Raw genomic sequence first — 14,581 nt, 5'->3', positions numbered from 1 at the left:
TAGCGCGTGTACCATGCGGGCCGTGACGGACGCACAGGAACGGCCCCGCGTGGGCGTGGTGATGGGCAGCCGCAGCGACTTCGAGACGATGGCCGGGGCACTGGGCGTGCTGCAAGACCTCGGCGTTGGCTACGAGGTCCGCGTCCTGTCCGCCCACCGCACGCCCGCCCTCCTCGCCACCTACGCGGCCCGTGCCGAGCGGCTGAACCTCGCGGCGATCATCGCGGGGGCGGGCGGCGCGGCCCACCTGCCGGGGATGCTCGCCGCCTTCACCCGCGTGCCCGTCCTCGGCGTGCCCGTCCAAAGCCGCGCCCTGAGCGGTCAGGACAGCCTGCTGAGCATCGTGCAGATGCCCGCCGGGGTGCCGGTCGCCACCTTCGCCATCGGCCAGGCGGGGGCGAGGAACGCCGCCCTCTTCGCCGCCGCCATGCTCGCCATGACCGACGAGGCGGTGCGTGACCGCCTGACCGCCTTTCGCGCCCGTCAGACTCAGGCCGTCCTCGACGATCCCTTCTTCGACGGCCACCCGCAGGCGGGGGCGGAATGACCCCCTCATCCCTCGGCATTCTCGGCGGCGGCCAACTCGCCCAGATGCTCGCCCTCGCCGCCCTGCCCCTCGGCGTGCGGGCCGTGGTACTGGAACCTGACCCGCAGGCCCCCGCCCGCCTCTGCGCCGAACACATTCACGCCGCGTACACCGACCCGAACGGGCTGGACCACCTCGCCGCCTGCGACGCCGTGACCCTGGAGTTCGAGAACGTGCCCGTGGAGGCGCTCGCCCGCCTGGAGGGCCGGGTGCCCGTGCGGCCCGGCGGAACGCTGCTCGCCCGCAGTCGGCACCGGGCGCGCGAGAAGGAGGCCCTGCGTGCGGCGGGAGTGGGAACAGCACCCTTCGTGCCCATTGAGGCGGAGGCCGACTTACCCGATGCGTTGGAGCAGGTGGGGGGCCGGGGTCTCCTCAAGACCTCCGAACTCGGCTACGACGGCAAGGGACAGGCGCGGGTGAACTCGGCGGTGGAGTTGAACGCTGCCTGGGAGCGGCTGGGGCGCGTTCCCTGCGTGCTGGAAGGGCTGGTCGCCTTCGAGCGCGAGGTCAGTCTGGGCGTGGCCCGCACGGCGGCGGGGGAGGTCGCCTTCGGGCCGCTCGTGGAGAACACGCATAGGGACGGGATTCTGCGGACGAGCGTCTTCCCGGCGCGGGTGCCGGGCGGCACGGAGGATCAGGCCCGCGACCTCGCCCGGAGGGTGGCGGAGGCGTGGGGCTTGGCGGGCCTGCTGACCCTCGAATTCTTCCAGCTTCCCGGCGGCGAACTGCTCGTGAACGAGGTCGCCCCCCGCGTCCACAACAGCGGGCACCTGACGCAAGACGGCGGGGGCATCAGCCAGTTCGAGGCGCAGGTGCGCGCGGTGCTGGGGCTGGGGCTGACCGATTGGTTCCCTCTCCACCCCTGCGCGATGGTGAACGTGGTGGGGACGGCGGACGGCTCGGAACCCGATTGGGCCGCCATAGACGCCCTCCCCGGCACCCGCCGCCACCTCTACCACAAGGCTCCTCGTCCGGGCCGCAAGCTGGGGCACGTGAACCTCGTCGCGCCGGAGAGGGAGACGCTCCACGCCCGCCTCGCCGAGTTGGAGCGGCTGATTCCGTGACCCCGCCCCACGTCCCCGCCGAGGTCCGCACACCCCGCCTTCTCCTGCGCTCCCCCCGGCCCGAGGACGCGCCCGCCTTCCACGCGGCCATCCACGCCTCACTGCCGGAGTTGCAGAGGTGGATGGTGTGGGCGCAACAGCCGCTCGACCTGCCCGGCACGGTGGAGAATCTGCGTGAGGCGGCCCAGCATTTCGGGACGCGCGAGAACCTGCGTTACCTCGTCTGGAACGCGGACGGCACCGAACTGGTTGGCAGCAGCGGATACCACGCGCTCGACTGGCGGGTGCCAAAGGGCGAGATCGGGTACTGGATTGCCACCGCGCACGCCGGGCGGGGGTACGCAACAGAGGTGGCACGGACGCTGACCGACTTCGGGCTGGACACGCTGGGCTTCCGCCGCATCGAGATTCGCTGTGACGCCCGCAACGAACGCAGCGCCCGCATTCCCCACGCGTTGGGCTACCGTCTGGACGCGACCCTCGTGAACGACGCGGTGGCCGCCGACGATCCTACGGTCCTGCGGGATACGTTGATCTTCAGTGTGACGAGGTAAGGGAGGCAGAAGGCCGAGAGCTTCCGGGAGCCTTCTGCCCGCCCATCAGGGCGTGATCCGTGTCCCCGCCTCCCCCTGCGCCGCCGCCCCCAGCACGCCCGCCGTCATGCCACTGGCGATGACCGCGTAGGGTGCCCCGGCTCCGAGAGCGTCCAGCGCCGCCCGCACCTTCGGAATCATGCCGCCCGCGATCCAGCCCTCGGCGAGGCCCCCCTCCGTCTCCGCATGGGTGAGGTGGGGGGCGCGGCTCGCCGGGTCGGGGTAGGCGCGGTACACGCCGTCCACATCGGTCAGGAAGACGATGCCCTCACCGAGCGCCCCGGCCACGGCCCCGGCGGCGGTGTCGGCGTTCACGTTCAGGGCGTCCCCGTCCGGCCCGACCGCCACGCAGCCCACGACAGGCGTGAGTCCGGCACCGAGCAGGGTGCGCAGGAGGTCGGCATTCACGCCTGTGACCCGCCCCACCCGACCGAGCGCGGCGTCCAGCACCTCCGCCCGCAGTAGCCCGCTGTCCCGCCCCATCAGCCCGACCGCCGCCCCCACATCCTGACTGAGCTGCTTGTTGAGCTGACACAGCGCCATCTCCACCACGTCCATTGCCCCCGGTGAGGTGACGCGCAGCCCGCCCCGGAACTCGCTGGGAATGCCCCGCGCCGCCAGCTCACGCTCGATCACCGGCCCGCCCCCGTGAACGACCACGACCGGGTGGGTGGCCCGCAGCGCCGCGATTTCCCCGGCGACGGCCCGACGCAGTTCCAGGCTCTTCATGGCGTTGCCGCCGTATTTAACGATCACGGGGGGAGTCTAGAGGTCGGGAGGAGAGTCGAGAAGTCGAGAAGTCAGGGAGTCGAGAGGTCCGGGGCGTTCCGAGGTGGCTAGACCTTCAGACTTCTCGACCCCTCGACCGCGCGCAGCGCATTCCCCCCCGCCGGGACCGCCAGCGGCCTGGCATACCACGTCAGGGCCGGGCGGGCGTCGAGGGCGAAGGTGTAGCCCAGGCGTTCCCAGAAGCGGGCACCGCGTGGGTTGTCGCCGATGACGCTGGCGAGGATGCGGGTGGTGCCGCGCGGGGCACGGCGCTCCAGGTCGCGGACGACGCGCTCGCCCAGGCCCTGCGACTGGCGGTCCTCGCGGATGAGGAGGAGGTTGATGGTGAGGTCGCCGGGGTACGGGTAGTCGTGCTTGCAGTCGAGGCTGCCGAACAGTTCACCCGCGTCGTCGTGCAGGAGTTCGAGGCGGCGTCGGGGGTCGAGGAGGGCGATTTCCACGTCGCGCGTCAGTTCGCCCAGGGGCGGAATGCGCGTGCCGAGCAGGGCGAAGTAGCCGGGGGCGGCGGTGTACAACGTGTGGAGCAGCGGCGCGTGATGCAGCGCCAGCGGCGTGACCTTCAAGTTGGGTGCCTCCCGTCCGGCGGGCGGGGTGGAGGGGAACACGGTGGCCGGACTGGGTGCAGCATACGCCCCCTCTCCGGACCGAAATCGTGAATTGTGCGACTGCGCCGCCTGAGACGGACTTCACGCGCCGGGGGGGAGGGGTGCGCTACCCTGCTGGGATGACGTTCGGCCCCGGCTTCTACGCCTCCCGCCTCGCCCGTCCGGGAGCGGTCCTCGCGCCGATGGCGGGCTACAGCGACGCGCCCCTGCGCCAGCTCGCCGCTGAACAGGGAGCGCTCTGGACCGTCAGCGAGATGATCAGCGCGCGCGGGCTGGTCCTCGGGGGCGACACCGAGCGCCTCACGTTGGGCCGCCCCTACCCCGGTGAGGCCAACCGGGTCGTTCAGCTCTTCGGGGCCGAGCCGGACCTCCTCGCGCGGGCGGTCCAGAGGGCCGAGGCGTGGTTTTCCCCCGCCGCCCTCGACCTCAACATGGGCTGTCCGGTGCCGAAGGTGCGCGGCAAGGGCGGGGCCTGCCTCCTCCAGACCCCCGAGGTCGCCTACGCGTTGGTGCGGGCAATGCGCCCGGCCACCGCGCTCGATGTGAGTGCCAAGATTCGCCTCGGCTGGGACGAGGACCGCAGCGTGGAGGTCGCGCAGGGGTTGGCGGCGGCGGGGGCGAGCCTGATCACCGTCCACGGGCGCACGAGTGCCCAGCGGTATACGGGGGAGGCCGACTGGGACGCCATCGCCCGCGTCGCGGCGAGTGTGGATGTGCCCGTGGTCGGCAGCGGCGACGTGCGGACGCCCGCGCAGGCCCGCGCCCGGTTGCGCTCCGGGGTCGCCGCCGTCATGGTCGGGCGCGGGGCGGTGGGCAATCCGTGGCTCTTCCGCGCGCTCGCCACGGGCGACGACGCTGTGCCGACGGTGGCCGAGCGTGCCCGCACCGCCCTGCGCCACGCCGAGTTGCAGGCGACCTTCTACGGACCGGACCGCCGGGGCCTGACGAACATGCGCCCGCTGCGGAAGGTGCTGCCGGGCTACCTCCCCGACCACCCCGAACTGCGGGACGCCCTCGTGACGGTGGAGACGCTGGAGGACGTGGCGCGCGTGCTCTCGCCCCTGCTGTCGGCCCCTGAGGGCCATCCGGCCCCCACCCCCCTCCCGCCCCCCCAGTTCGGGCGGGGGCAAACGTCAAGAGACCTGTAGAAGTCTTCACGCCGGGCGGCGGGCCTCGGGGTATGCTGGTCTGGCCCATGAACGTCCGCGAATACTACGCCTACCTGTCCGCCGCCCGCGAGCAGCTATGGAACTTTCTGCGGGCGCTGCCCACCTCCGACCTCGACCAACCCCTGATCGACGGCGACCGCTTCCATAACATCAAGGACCTGCTGCTGCACGTCACCGATCTGGAGGACCACTGGATTCACGGCATCGCGCTGGGGGACGGCGTGGCGGGGCGCTACCCGCACGACTGGGTTCAGCCCCGCGCCGAGCAGTACGACCTCGGCTGGATCATCGAGTACGGGCGCGAGGTCGGAGGCCGCACCCGCGCCCTGCTGGAGCGGGAGCCGGACCTGGACCGCGAGGTCAAGCTCGTGCAGGACGATCCGGCGAGCGACACCGTGACGCTCGACCAGCTCCTGTGGAATGTGATGACCCACGAGGTCCGCCACACCGCCCAGATCGTCCTCCTCATCCGCCAGCTCGGGCACACGCCGCCGTGGCTCGACTACCTGCGCTTCGCCCGCCCCCACTCCGCCCGGCACGTGCCCTCCGGCGAACCCGACTCGCCCGAACCTATTGCCGACGAGGACCTGTAGCCGAGGCGTCCAGCCCCCGGCCCCACCGCTTCCCGCTCAGAGTGGAAAGCAGAAGGCCAACACCACGCGCCCCCTGCCTCTGACCCCCTGCACCTCCCAGCACCCACATTCGCTGGGAAGCTACTCTTCCCCAGCCCTGCGCGGGATGAACACGTCCCCGGGCGGGCGAACGAGCAGGCGGTCCACGCGCGGGCCGTCCACGTCCACGACCTCGATCTCCCAGTCGTCCGCTCGGGCGAGAGCGCCGACCTGCGGGAACTCGCCGAGCGCCTCCAGCACGTACCCGGCGAGGGTGCTGAAGTCCTCGCGGGGCAGGGGGGGCAGGGGCAGCTTCCCCCGCAGGGTGTGCATCGGGATGCCGCCGTCCACGAGAAAGGAGCCGTCCCCCCGGCGCACGATCAGGGCCTCCCCGGTGGGGTCCTCCACCCCCGCGAGCGACGCGAGCAGGTCGCTGATGGACAGGACGCCGCTGAACTCCCCGTACTCGTCCACGACGACCGCAAGGCGCTGGTGGCCCTCCCGTTCCAGCCGGGCGAGGGCGTCCTCCGCCCACGCGGTCTCGGGGAGAAACACGGCGGGCCGCACGAAGTCCGCGAGGGGCCGCCCGGTGTGCAGCGAGCGCAACACGTCGGCCACGGCGACCTGTCCGACCACCTCGCCGGAGGCGTCGCGCACGGCGTAGCGGTCGTGTTCCTCGGCGAGGATCGTCCCCACCGCCTCCGCGATGGGCGCGGTGAGGCCCAGGGTCACGGCATCCACGCGCGGAGTCATCAGGTCGCGCACCCGGCGGTCGTTGAAGCGCAGCACCGACTCGATACGCCCCTGCTCGGTCGCCTCCAGGCTGCCGCTCCGGGCCGCCTGGTTCACGACGGCCCGCACGTCCTCCTCGGTGACGAACTCGGCGGCCTCCCTCCGCATCCCGAACAGCCTCAGCAGCCCGCGCGAGGTGCCCTCCAGAATCCACACGACCGGGCGCGTGACCCGTGACAGCACCATGAAGAAGGGCGCGACCCGCGTCGCCAACCCCTCGGGGTCGCGCAGCGCCACCCCCTTCGGCGCGAGTTCGCCCAGCACCAGCGACAGGAAGGTGACGAGCAGGACGACGGCGACGCCCGCCGCCGCGTCTGCCCGGTCCCCGAGGAGGGGGCGCAGCAGCGGTTCGAGGTGGCGGGTGAGGTTGCCGCCCGCGAAGACGGCGCTGACGGTCCCGATGAGGGTGATGCCGATCTGCACGGTGGCGAGAAAGGCACCGGGCCGCTCGATCAGGCGCAGGGCCGCCGCCGCGCCGGGGTTGCCCCGCGCCGCCTCCGCCTCCAGCCGCGACCGCCGGGCGGAGACCACCCCCAGCTCCGAGCCGGAGAAAAAGCCGTTGAGGACCAGCAGCCCGATCAGGATGCCGAATTCCAGCAGGGGGTTGCCCACGGGGGGCAGTGTAGGGGCCGCCGGGGTGAGCTTTCCTTCATGCCCCGCTGACGACGCGGGCAAGTGGGGCAGGGCGGCTATACTGCGCGGGTTATGCGTACGGTCACGATAGGGACGCGCGGCAGTAACCTCGCGCTCGCGCAGACCCGCTGGGTGGTCGCCCGCCTCAAGGAGGAATGGCCCGACACCGACTTCCGCATCCAGACCATCAGCACGGGCGGCGACCGCAACCGCGCGAGCCTGGAGGCGATGGCGCAAAGGGGCGACAAGGGCTTCTGGGTCAAGGAGATCGAGGAGGCGCTGCTGGGGAAGCGCATCGACATCGCCGTTCACTCGCTCAAGGACCTGCCCACCGAGCAGCCGGAGGGCCTGGAGATTTCCTCGATTCCCCGGCGAGTAGACGCCCGCGACGTGCTGATCGGCAAGGAGGGCAGCAAGCGCCTTGCCGACCTGCCGCCCGGTGCCCGCGTGGGCACGAGCAGCGTGCGCCGCAAGGCCTTCCTGCGCGCCTCCCGCCCCGACCTTGAGATCGTCAACCTGCGCGGCAACATCGACACCCGCCTCGCCGCGTTGGGCACCCCCGACTACGACGCGATCATCCTCGCGGCGGCGGGCCTGATTCGCACCGAGCAGCGCCACCGCATCGACGAGTTTATCGAGCCGGACGTTCTCCTCCCCGCCCCCGGTCAGGGTGCCCTCGCGCTGGAGACCCGCGCCGACGACGACCTGAACATCGAGGTCGCCTACGCCATCCACGACCACGGCACGGACGACCGCATCACCGCCGAGCGGGAGTTCCTGGCGGGCCTGGGGGCCGGGTGCCTCGCCCCGGTGGGCGCTCACGCGACCGTCAAGGGCGGCGTGCTGACGCTGGAGGGCTGGGTGGGCGCGCTGGACGGCAGCCACGTCATCCGCGCGACGACCTCGGGCGACCCCGCCGAATGTGCCGACCTGGGAGCCGAACTCGCCGCCGACATGCTGGGGCAGGGGGCGCGGGACCTCATCGAGGCGGCCCACGTCTGAGCGAGCGGACCAGCTCGTGACTTCCGCCGCCGCCCTGCGCCTTGCGGTCGTTCACACGGGGGGCACCATCGCCAGCCGCCCCAGCCCGGACGGGACGGGAGTGACGCCGCAGGCCGCGCCCACCGTGCCGGGGCTGGCGGGGGTGAGCGTGGTGGACCACCAGCCCTTCCGCCTCCCCAGCCCGCACGTCACGCCGGGGCACATGCTGGCGCTGTCGCACCTCATCACGCGGCTCGCGCCGGGGCACGACGGGGTGGTCGTCACCCACGGGACGGACACGTTGGAGGAGACGGCCTTTCTCCTGCACCTGACGCTGGGGGTGGAGGCGTCCGTGGTGCTGACGGGCAGCATGCGCCACGCCGAGGAACCCTCGTGGGACGGCCCCGGCAATCTGCTCGACGCCGCGCACGTCGCGCTGCATCCCGCCAGCCGGGGGCGCGGGCCGCTCGCCGTCTTCGGCGGGGACATCTTCGACGCGCGCACGGTGACGAAGGTCCACACGACCGCCGTGGACGCCTTCGGGGGCTATCCTGGTCCCATCGGGCGGGTGGACCGCGAGGGTGAGGCCGCCCACGTCCGCTTCTTCGCCCGCCCCGAGGCGCGGCCCACCTACGCTCCGGCGGCGCTGACGGCCCGCGTGGAGATTCTGTACGCCTACGCGGGCTGGACGGGGGAAGGCTATGCGGAAGCCGAGGCCCGCGCCGACGGTCTCGTGATCGCCGCGCTGGGCACCGGGAATCTCCCCGCCGAACTGCTGCCGCTCGTCGCGGGAACTGCCGCCACGGGCAAGCCCGTCGTGATCGCCACCCGCACGCACGCGGGGCCGGTCATTCCTGTCTACGGCTACCCCGGCGGTGGGGCGACCCTGGTTTCGGCAGGCGCGATTCCCGCGAGTTTTCTCAACGCACACAAGGCCCGGCTGCTCCTGATGGTGCTCCTCAGCCTGGGGAAAGGCGGCGCGGAGATTCGGCGGGTGTTCGGGGAAGGGGCGTTCTAGCAGGCCTCTGTCACGTTGCATGGGCGGCCAGGTGCCGTCAGGATCCCACTTCCCCCTCCTCCAGGAAGAAGGCGATGTCCGTCTCGTAGGCCTGGGGGTTCGGGGTGTCCGGCACACTCTTCACGTAGAACTCGGCAGTCACGCCCGTGATGCTCAGCCCTCGCCGGAGGGCCTCTTCCACCACGGCGGAGTACGCGGCCCCCGTCTTGTCGTAGGGTCCCACGAAACGCCCGACGAAGGCCCTGCCCCCCTCGAACGTCCTGACCTCGATGCGCCCCTGGGGGTCGGCTTTCCCCACGACGGGCAGACAGACCTCGGCGAGGCTGCCTTCGCCCTGGTCGTCGTTGTCATGCACGAAGAAGCTCGGGGCGTCACTCGGGTAGCCCCGGGCCTTCGCGTACAGCATCAGTTCACGCAGGGCTTCGGGAATGACCTCGTAGTGGGGTGGCCGCAGGCGCGTGCGGATGCTCAGGGTCTGGCGGGCGGGAAGGTGCTCGATGCGGTAGTCCATAGGAGCCTCCTGAAGAAAGGCGCGCAGGTGCAGAAGTGCCCGGTGTCGGTGCTCGATTTCGGCGCTCAGCCACTCTTCATGACGAAGCAACACCTCCCTCGCGCGGTCGGGATGGTCGAGGATCAGCCGGATGTCCTCAATGGGCAGGCCGAGTTCACGCCAACGGCGGATTCGGACGGCCCGGTCGATCTGGGCGACGCCGTAGTACCGGTAGCTGGTGGACTCGTCGACGTACTCAGGACACAACAGGCCAATCTCGTCGTAGTACCGCAGGGTTTTCGTGGGCAGGCCGGTGAGGACGGCGAACCGGGAGATGATCAGGCGACCTCGCATCTCCCGGCACGCTAAGCGTTCCAGCCACGGGAGAGTCAAGCTCAGGCCGAGCAGTGGGGTGGCGAAGTCGTGTTAAGAGCCGTCAACCTTCAGCAAGGCGTGTTTTTCCACGTTCGGTCCAGACCACTCGGTCAGTCACCTCGGCCCGATGCTCTACCGTACCCCCATGAAGCTCTGCCTTCCCCTGCTCCTCGCCGCGCTGCTTGTCCCGCCCGCGCTGGCGCAGGGCATGACGATCACGCGGCCCTCGGTGCCTGCGCCCGCCTCTCAGCCGCCCACCGCTTCTCCAGCCCTGCCCGCCGACCTCCCCGCCGGGTGGCGCGTGCTGAGTGGCCGGGTGCGCGCCCCCGCCGAGGTGCGGCTGCCCGCCGGGAGTGTCGTCACCGTCGCCATCGAGGACGTGTCCGGCCAGACGGGCCTGAGCCTGTCGCGCGTGCGGGCGAGCTTCCCCGTCTCGCGCCTCTCGACCCCCTACCGGCTGGAGTTCAACGGCAGCCGCCTTCGTCCGGGCCGCACCTACGCCGTGACCGCTCGCATCACAGACCCAGGCGGTCGCGTCCTCTACCGCACGAGTGTCATCCAGCCGCTGCCGGCGGCGAGGAGCGCGGTGCAGGATGTAGTGGTGGAAGGAGTTAGGGATTAGTCGTTAGGAGTTAGGGGGCAGTCCGATCCTCCTAATACCTCTCCCCTAACGCCTCACCCCTTCACAGGTTCCACCCCCCCGCCACCTCCAACTCCTGCCCGGTCACGTAATCGCTGGCCCGCACGAAGTACATCGCCGCGTCCACGAGTTCGTCCACGGTGCCGACGCGCCCGGCGGGAATCTCGCGGAGGGGCTGGCTCACCGAGGTCTCGATCACGCCCGGCGAGACGACATTCACGCTGACACCCGTACCCGCCAGCAGCTTGCCGAGGGCGTGGGAGAGGTGCAGCACGCCCGTCTTGGCGACCACGTAGGGCACGATGCCGGGCCGAGCGACGAGGTGCCGTGCGCCCGCGTAGCCGAGGTTCACGATGCGCCCGGAGCCTGCCTCGCGCATCAGCCCGGCGGCCTCCTGGCAGGTGGCGAAGGTGGCGGTGAGGTTGGTGGCGAGCATGTCGGCCCACTCGGCGTCGGTCGTCTCCAGCAGCGGCTTGTGGACGTAGTTGCCCACGTTGTTCACGAGGACGGCGAGGGGCGAGCCGGGGAAGGCGGTGTGGGCCTCCCGCACGAGTGAGCGGGCCGCCGACGGGTCAGTGAGGTCGGCCTGCAACGTGATCGCCCGGACGCCCCATTCCTCACACAATCGGGCCGTCGCGCGCGCGTCCGCCCCGCTGCCCCGGTAGTGGACGGCGACCGCGTACCCCTCGGCGGCCAGGGCCACGGCGAGCGCCCGCCCGATGCCCCGCGCCGCGCCCGTGACGAGGGCCGTGCCCTTCTCACTGCCGCCTGTCACGCCTCCACCCGCTTCAACGCCAGCTCAACGAGTGTCCGCGTAACGGTGTTCAACGGGTACTTGCCCGCTTTCGCCAGTGGCACCCACGCCCACTCCTCAATCTCCTCATTCGGAGTGACCACATCTGTATCTGTGCGAGCAAAGAAGTCCACCAGCAGCATGTGGGCGGGCTTGTGGAACTCGGGGCTGAGGACGGCCTCCTGCGTCTGCGCGTACCTCACGTCACGCAGGCCCAGCCCCGTTTCCTCCCGGAACTCGCGCACGACCGCCGCCTCCAGCGTCTCGCCCCAGTCCACCTTGCCGCCCGGCACGCCCCACAGTCCCCGCCACTTCGTCGTTCGGACGAGCAGCACGCGCTCCTCCGGTCCCCACACGAGCGCCCCAACGCAGACGACGGGTTTGTCCATGAGGGGCAGGGTAAGGGTTGTGGGGTGTGGGAGGGGCGTTTCTTTTCCTACGGCCCACACCCCACAACCCACTACCCCCTCCGGTGCCGCAGCACCCGCCGCTCCAGCCCCACCACCGCCGAGTACAGCGCCACGCCGAGGAGGATCAGGAGGACGATGGCGGCGAACTGGCGGGGCGTGTTGTAGTACGCGCGGGCCTGATTGACCGCGAAGCCGAGGCCGGGCTGGTTGCTCACGAACTCCCAGACCACCGCGCCGATGAGGGCGAGACTCAGCGCCAGCCGCAGGCCGCCGAGCATGACGGGCAGGGCGGCGGGGAGTTCCAGCCGGGTCAGCCGCTGCCACGGCCCCGCGCGCAGGGTGGAGAACAGCTCGTGGTCGGTCGCCCGCACCTCCCGCACACCGACGATGGTGGCGACCATGACGGGGTAGAGGGCGCTGAGCGCACTCACGAGGACGGCGGGCACCAGCTCGAAGCCGAACCACGTGATGAGCAGGGGCGCGAGGACCACGATGGGCGTGCTCTGCGCCGCGACGACAAACGGGCTGAGGAAGCGTTCCAGCGCCCGCGACTTGCCCAGCGGATAGCCGATCAACGCCCCGACGAGGCTCCCGAGCAGCGCTCCGAGGAGCGCCACGCGCGCCGTCCCCCACGTGAAGGTCAGGAACTCGCCGGGCGTCTTCACCAGCTCCGCCCAGACCTGCGCCGGGCCGGGGAGGAGGAAGGGCTGGTTCAGCACCCGCGCCCCCAGCGCCCACAGCCCCAGGCCCGTGAGGAGCGCGGCGGTCGGCGCGAGCCAGCCCAGGCGGACGCGGTTCGGGGCTTCCACCCTCAGGCGGGTGCTGTTCCCCGCGCCCAGCAAGGCGCGCAGGTGCGCCTCGGTGGGGGTGGCGGCGACCGGGGTGTGGGTCTGCTGGCGGGTGTCCAGCAACTCCACGATGCGCCCGCCGCGCAGCACGGCCACCCGGTCGGCGAGGGTGGCGGCCTCGCGGATGGAGTGGGTCACGAGGACCGTCGTGCGGCCCGTCTTGTCGTGCAGGTGGCGCAACTCGGCGTTGAAGCGTTCGCGCACGAGGGCGTCCAGTGCGGCGAAGGGTTCGTCCAGCAGCAGCACGTCGCCGCTCTGGGCGAGCGCGCGGGCCAGCGCCACCCGCGCCCGCATCCCGCCCGAGAGCTGCCCCGGAAAGTAGCCCGCGTAGGCGTCCATGCCCACCAGATGCAGCGCCTCCCCCGGCGCGAGTCCCCCTCCCGCCCCCAGGTCACGCGGCAGCCGCACGTTCCGCAGCGCCGTGCGCCAGGGCAGCAGGCGGTCGTCCTGAAACATCAGCGCCGGGGGCGAGGCGACCTCCACCGTCCCCGATTGCGGGCGCAGCAATCCGGCGATAGCGCGCAGCAGCGTGCTCTTGCCCTCGCCGCTGGGGCCGATCACCGCCAGGAACTCCCCGTGCGGGACCGTCAGGGACACGCGGTCGAGGATGGTGAGGCCACCCAGCCGCACGGTCACGTCGTCGAGCCGGATGGCGATGCTCTCCCCGGTCGTCACGCGGCGGGCCTGCCCCGCGTGTTCACGAGCAGGACGCCCGCGATGGCGATCAGCCCGCCGATCAGCGCCATGCGGCCCGGCACCTCGCCCAGCCACAGCCACCCGATCAGGACGGCGAAGACCGGGCTGACGTAGAGGAAGGAGGTCGTCGCGCTCGCCCCCACCCGCGAGATGGCGAACGTCCAGGTGAGATAGCCGAGAACCGATGGAAAGAGGCCGAGGTAGATCACGGCGAGATGCGCCCCGGTGGGGGCCGAGGCCAGCTCCGCCCCGAAGCCCGGCAGGAAGACGAGCATGGGCAGCGTGCCGAGAAGGAGGCTCCAGACCGTGAAGTGCAGCGAGTTCATCCTCCTGAGCAAGGACCGCTGAAACACGAAATACAGGCTGGTGCAGACGGCGGCCCCCAGGATCAGCAGCGCCCCGCGCGTGAAGCCGAGGTCCTGCCCGCGCCCCAGCACGATCAGGGCCACCCCGCCGAGGCTGATCAGCGTCCCCAGCCATCCCAGCGCGTTCAGCCGCTCGCCCGCGAAACGCGTCGCCAGCAGCGCCGTGAACACCGGCCCCGCCGCGACGATCAGGCTCGCCGTCCCCGATGGAACCGTCTGCTGCCCGACGTTGAGCAGGACGTGATAGGCGGTGATCCCGCTCAGGCTCAGCACGAAGATGCGCCCCAGGTCGGCGGGGGAGGGGAGGGGGATGCGTGCGAGGATCGCGTACAGGCCCAGCGCCGCGCTCGCCACCAGGAAGCGGTAGAGGGTGAGGTGCCCCGGCGAGAACGCTTCCAGCCCCGCCCGGATGCCCGCGAACGCCGACGCCCAGAACACGATGGTGACGAGGATCGCCGCCAGCGAGAGCGCGTCCAGTCGCCCGACCTGCGGCGCGCGGGAGAAGGCGAGGCGGGTCACGGGAACCCCGGTCCTCTCCTGAAGGGTGCGGAGCCGAGCGCGGGCCGAGTCACGCCCGCCAGCCTAGCGCGGACACACGGCGGCGCGAGCGTGAGGGGCAGGTCAAGCCGGGCACATCCGCCGCCCGCCGGGGTTCGGGGAGCATGGCCTTCCAGCAAGCCACAACCCAGCAAGCCACAACTCAGGAGGTCCACCGATGGACGAACGGAATCCGGTCAACTCGACACAGCCGCAGGGCCAATCCCAGGAGTCGTACATGGGGGGCAGCGGCGACCAGCCCGACATCACCACCAACCTCGACCCGGACGTGCCCGGCGGCCCTGTCACCGCCGCCGACCGCGCCGCCACCGAGGACGCCAGGAAGGGCTACGAGGGGTCCGGGCAGGAGGGCGCTATCCCCACGGACGAACAGAGCGACCCTGCCCGCCAGATGGACAACAGCGGGATGCTCCGCCCGAGCGGCGAGGGGCAGGACGCGGACATTATCGGCGCGAGTGGCGAGGACAGGAACGAGAATCGCTGAGGGCCGTTCCATCCTCGATCTCAACCCACTTCCCATCACCCTATGTTGCTGGCGGCTGGAAGCTGGCCGCTGGCCGCCCCT

At 71.4% G+C, this 14,581-nt stretch carries 17 protein-coding genes; 9 read left to right on the top strand and 8 right to left on the bottom strand.

Annotated features, from left to right (window positions below):
• Positions 1 to 13 precede the first annotated feature (13 nt).
• Genes purE through V3W47_RS01700 form a run of 3 tightly spaced genes read left to right on the top strand, consistent with a single transcriptional unit; the run spans position 14 to position 2,204 of the window.
• Complete coding sequence (gene purE / locus V3W47_RS01710; RefSeq protein WP_331823414.1) at positions 14 to 547, top strand: 5-(carboxyamino)imidazole ribonucleotide mutase; 534 nt, start codon at positions 14 to 16, stop codon at positions 545 to 547.
• The gene (gene purK, locus V3W47_RS01705) at positions 544 to 1,650 is read left to right on the top strand and encodes a 5-(carboxyamino)imidazole ribonucleotide synthase (RefSeq protein WP_331823413.1); all 1,107 of its coding nucleotides are present in this window, start codon (positions 544 to 546) and stop codon (positions 1,648 to 1,650) included. The genes purE and purK overlap by 4 nt, the downstream gene beginning before the upstream one ends.
• Positions 1,647 to 2,204, top strand: a complete 558-nt coding sequence (locus V3W47_RS01700) for a GNAT family N-acetyltransferase (protein WP_331823412.1) — start codon at positions 1,647 to 1,649, stop codon at positions 2,202 to 2,204. Before purK ends, V3W47_RS01700 begins: the two co-directional genes overlap by 4 nt.
• 45 nt (positions 2,205 to 2,249) lie before the next feature.
• Here the strand turns inward: V3W47_RS01700 and argB are convergent, their stop codons facing one another.
• The gene (argB, locus tag V3W47_RS01695; protein ID WP_331823411.1) at positions 2,250 to 2,999 is read right to left on the bottom strand and encodes an acetylglutamate kinase; all 750 of its coding nucleotides are present in this window, start codon (positions 2,997 to 2,999) and stop codon (positions 2,250 to 2,252) included.
• An 80-nt stretch (positions 3,000 to 3,079) separates the two neighbouring features.
• Complete coding sequence (locus V3W47_RS01690; RefSeq protein WP_331823581.1) at positions 3,080 to 3,595, bottom strand: GNAT family N-acetyltransferase; 516 nt, start codon at positions 3,593 to 3,595, stop codon at positions 3,080 to 3,082.
• 161 nt (positions 3,596 to 3,756) lie between these two features.
• On the opposite strand from V3W47_RS01690, the gene V3W47_RS01685 reads away from it, so the two are divergent.
• Positions 3,757 to 4,785, top strand: coding sequence for a tRNA dihydrouridine synthase (locus V3W47_RS01685; protein ID WP_331823410.1), 1,029 nt, complete (start codon positions 3,757 to 3,759; stop codon positions 4,783 to 4,785).
• Positions 4,786 to 4,832: 47 nt separating this feature from the next.
• Positions 4,833 to 5,399 (top strand): DinB family protein, encoded by a 567-nt coding sequence (locus tag V3W47_RS01680; protein ID WP_331823409.1) that lies wholly within the window; start codon positions 4,833 to 4,835, stop codon positions 5,397 to 5,399.
• A gap of 120 nt (positions 5,400 to 5,519) precedes the next feature.
• Here the strand turns inward: V3W47_RS01680 and V3W47_RS01675 are convergent, their stop codons facing one another.
• Positions 5,520 to 6,821, bottom strand: a complete 1,302-nt coding sequence (locus tag V3W47_RS01675; protein WP_331823408.1) for a hemolysin family protein — start codon at positions 6,819 to 6,821, stop codon at positions 5,520 to 5,522.
• A gap of 93 nt (positions 6,822 to 6,914) precedes the next feature.
• On the opposite strand from V3W47_RS01675, the gene hemC reads away from it, so the two are divergent.
• Both hemC and V3W47_RS01665 read left to right on the top strand, forming a co-directional pair.
• A complete protein-coding gene (gene hemC / locus V3W47_RS01670) occupies positions 6,915 to 7,844 on the top strand; it encodes a hydroxymethylbilane synthase (RefSeq protein WP_331823407.1) in 930 nt (309 codons plus the stop codon).
• Between the two features lie 16 nt (positions 7,845 to 7,860).
• Complete coding sequence (locus V3W47_RS01665) at positions 7,861 to 8,841, top strand: asparaginase (RefSeq protein WP_331823406.1); 981 nt, start codon at positions 7,861 to 7,863, stop codon at positions 8,839 to 8,841.
• A 37-nt stretch (positions 8,842 to 8,878) separates the two neighbouring features.
• On the opposite strand, the gene V3W47_RS01660 is transcribed toward V3W47_RS01665, so the two are convergent.
• Positions 8,879 to 9,685: a MerR family transcriptional regulator gene (locus V3W47_RS01660; protein WP_331823405.1), complete on the bottom strand. Its 807-nt coding sequence runs from the start codon at positions 9,683 to 9,685 to the stop codon at positions 8,879 to 8,881.
• 166 nt (positions 9,686 to 9,851) lie between these two features.
• Here V3W47_RS01660 and V3W47_RS01655 point away from each other — a divergent pair, with 166 nt between their 5' ends.
• On the top strand, positions 9,852 to 10,328 hold the full coding sequence (locus tag V3W47_RS01655; RefSeq protein WP_331823404.1) for a YbaY family lipoprotein: 477 nt from the start codon (positions 9,852 to 9,854) through the stop codon (positions 10,326 to 10,328).
• 61 nt (positions 10,329 to 10,389) lie between these two features.
• Here V3W47_RS01655 and tmpR read toward each other — a convergent pair whose 3' ends face one another.
• From tmpR to V3W47_RS01635, 4 genes are all read right to left on the bottom strand, one after another.
• Positions 10,390 to 11,121 carry a bifunctional dihydropteridine reductase/dihydrofolate reductase TmpR gene (gene tmpR / locus V3W47_RS01650; protein WP_331823403.1) on the bottom strand — a complete coding sequence of 244 codons (732 nt, stop codon included), beginning with the start codon at positions 11,119 to 11,121 and terminating at the stop codon, positions 10,390 to 10,392.
• Complete coding sequence (locus V3W47_RS01645) at positions 11,118 to 11,528, bottom strand: NUDIX domain-containing protein (RefSeq protein ID WP_331823402.1); 411 nt, start codon at positions 11,526 to 11,528, stop codon at positions 11,118 to 11,120. Before V3W47_RS01645 ends, tmpR begins: the two co-directional genes overlap by 4 nt.
• Before the next feature lie 71 nt (positions 11,529 to 11,599).
• Entirely contained in the window at positions 11,600 to 13,072 is a 1,473-nt protein-coding gene (locus V3W47_RS01640) for an ABC transporter permease subunit (protein ID WP_331823401.1), read from the bottom strand.
• The gene (locus V3W47_RS01635) at positions 13,069 to 13,977 is read right to left on the bottom strand and encodes a DMT family transporter (RefSeq protein ID WP_331823400.1); all 909 of its coding nucleotides are present in this window, start codon (positions 13,975 to 13,977) and stop codon (positions 13,069 to 13,071) included. The genes V3W47_RS01640 and V3W47_RS01635 overlap by 4 nt, the downstream gene beginning before the upstream one ends.
• Positions 13,978 to 14,173: 196 nt before the next feature.
• On the opposite strand from V3W47_RS01635, the gene V3W47_RS01630 reads away from it, so the two are divergent.
• Positions 14,174 to 14,500 (top strand): hypothetical protein, encoded by a 327-nt coding sequence (locus V3W47_RS01630; protein ID WP_331823399.1) that lies wholly within the window; start codon positions 14,174 to 14,176, stop codon positions 14,498 to 14,500.
• Positions 14,501 to 14,581: the final 81 nt, after the last annotated feature.

The organism is Deinococcus sp. YIM 134068 (assembly GCF_036543075.1).
Taxonomy (GTDB): Bacteria; Deinococcota; Deinococci; order Deinococcales; family Deinococcaceae; genus Deinococcus; species Deinococcus lichenicola.
Note: the sequence above shows the minus strand (reverse complement) of the source record. Positions and strands in the feature narration are given on the sequence as shown.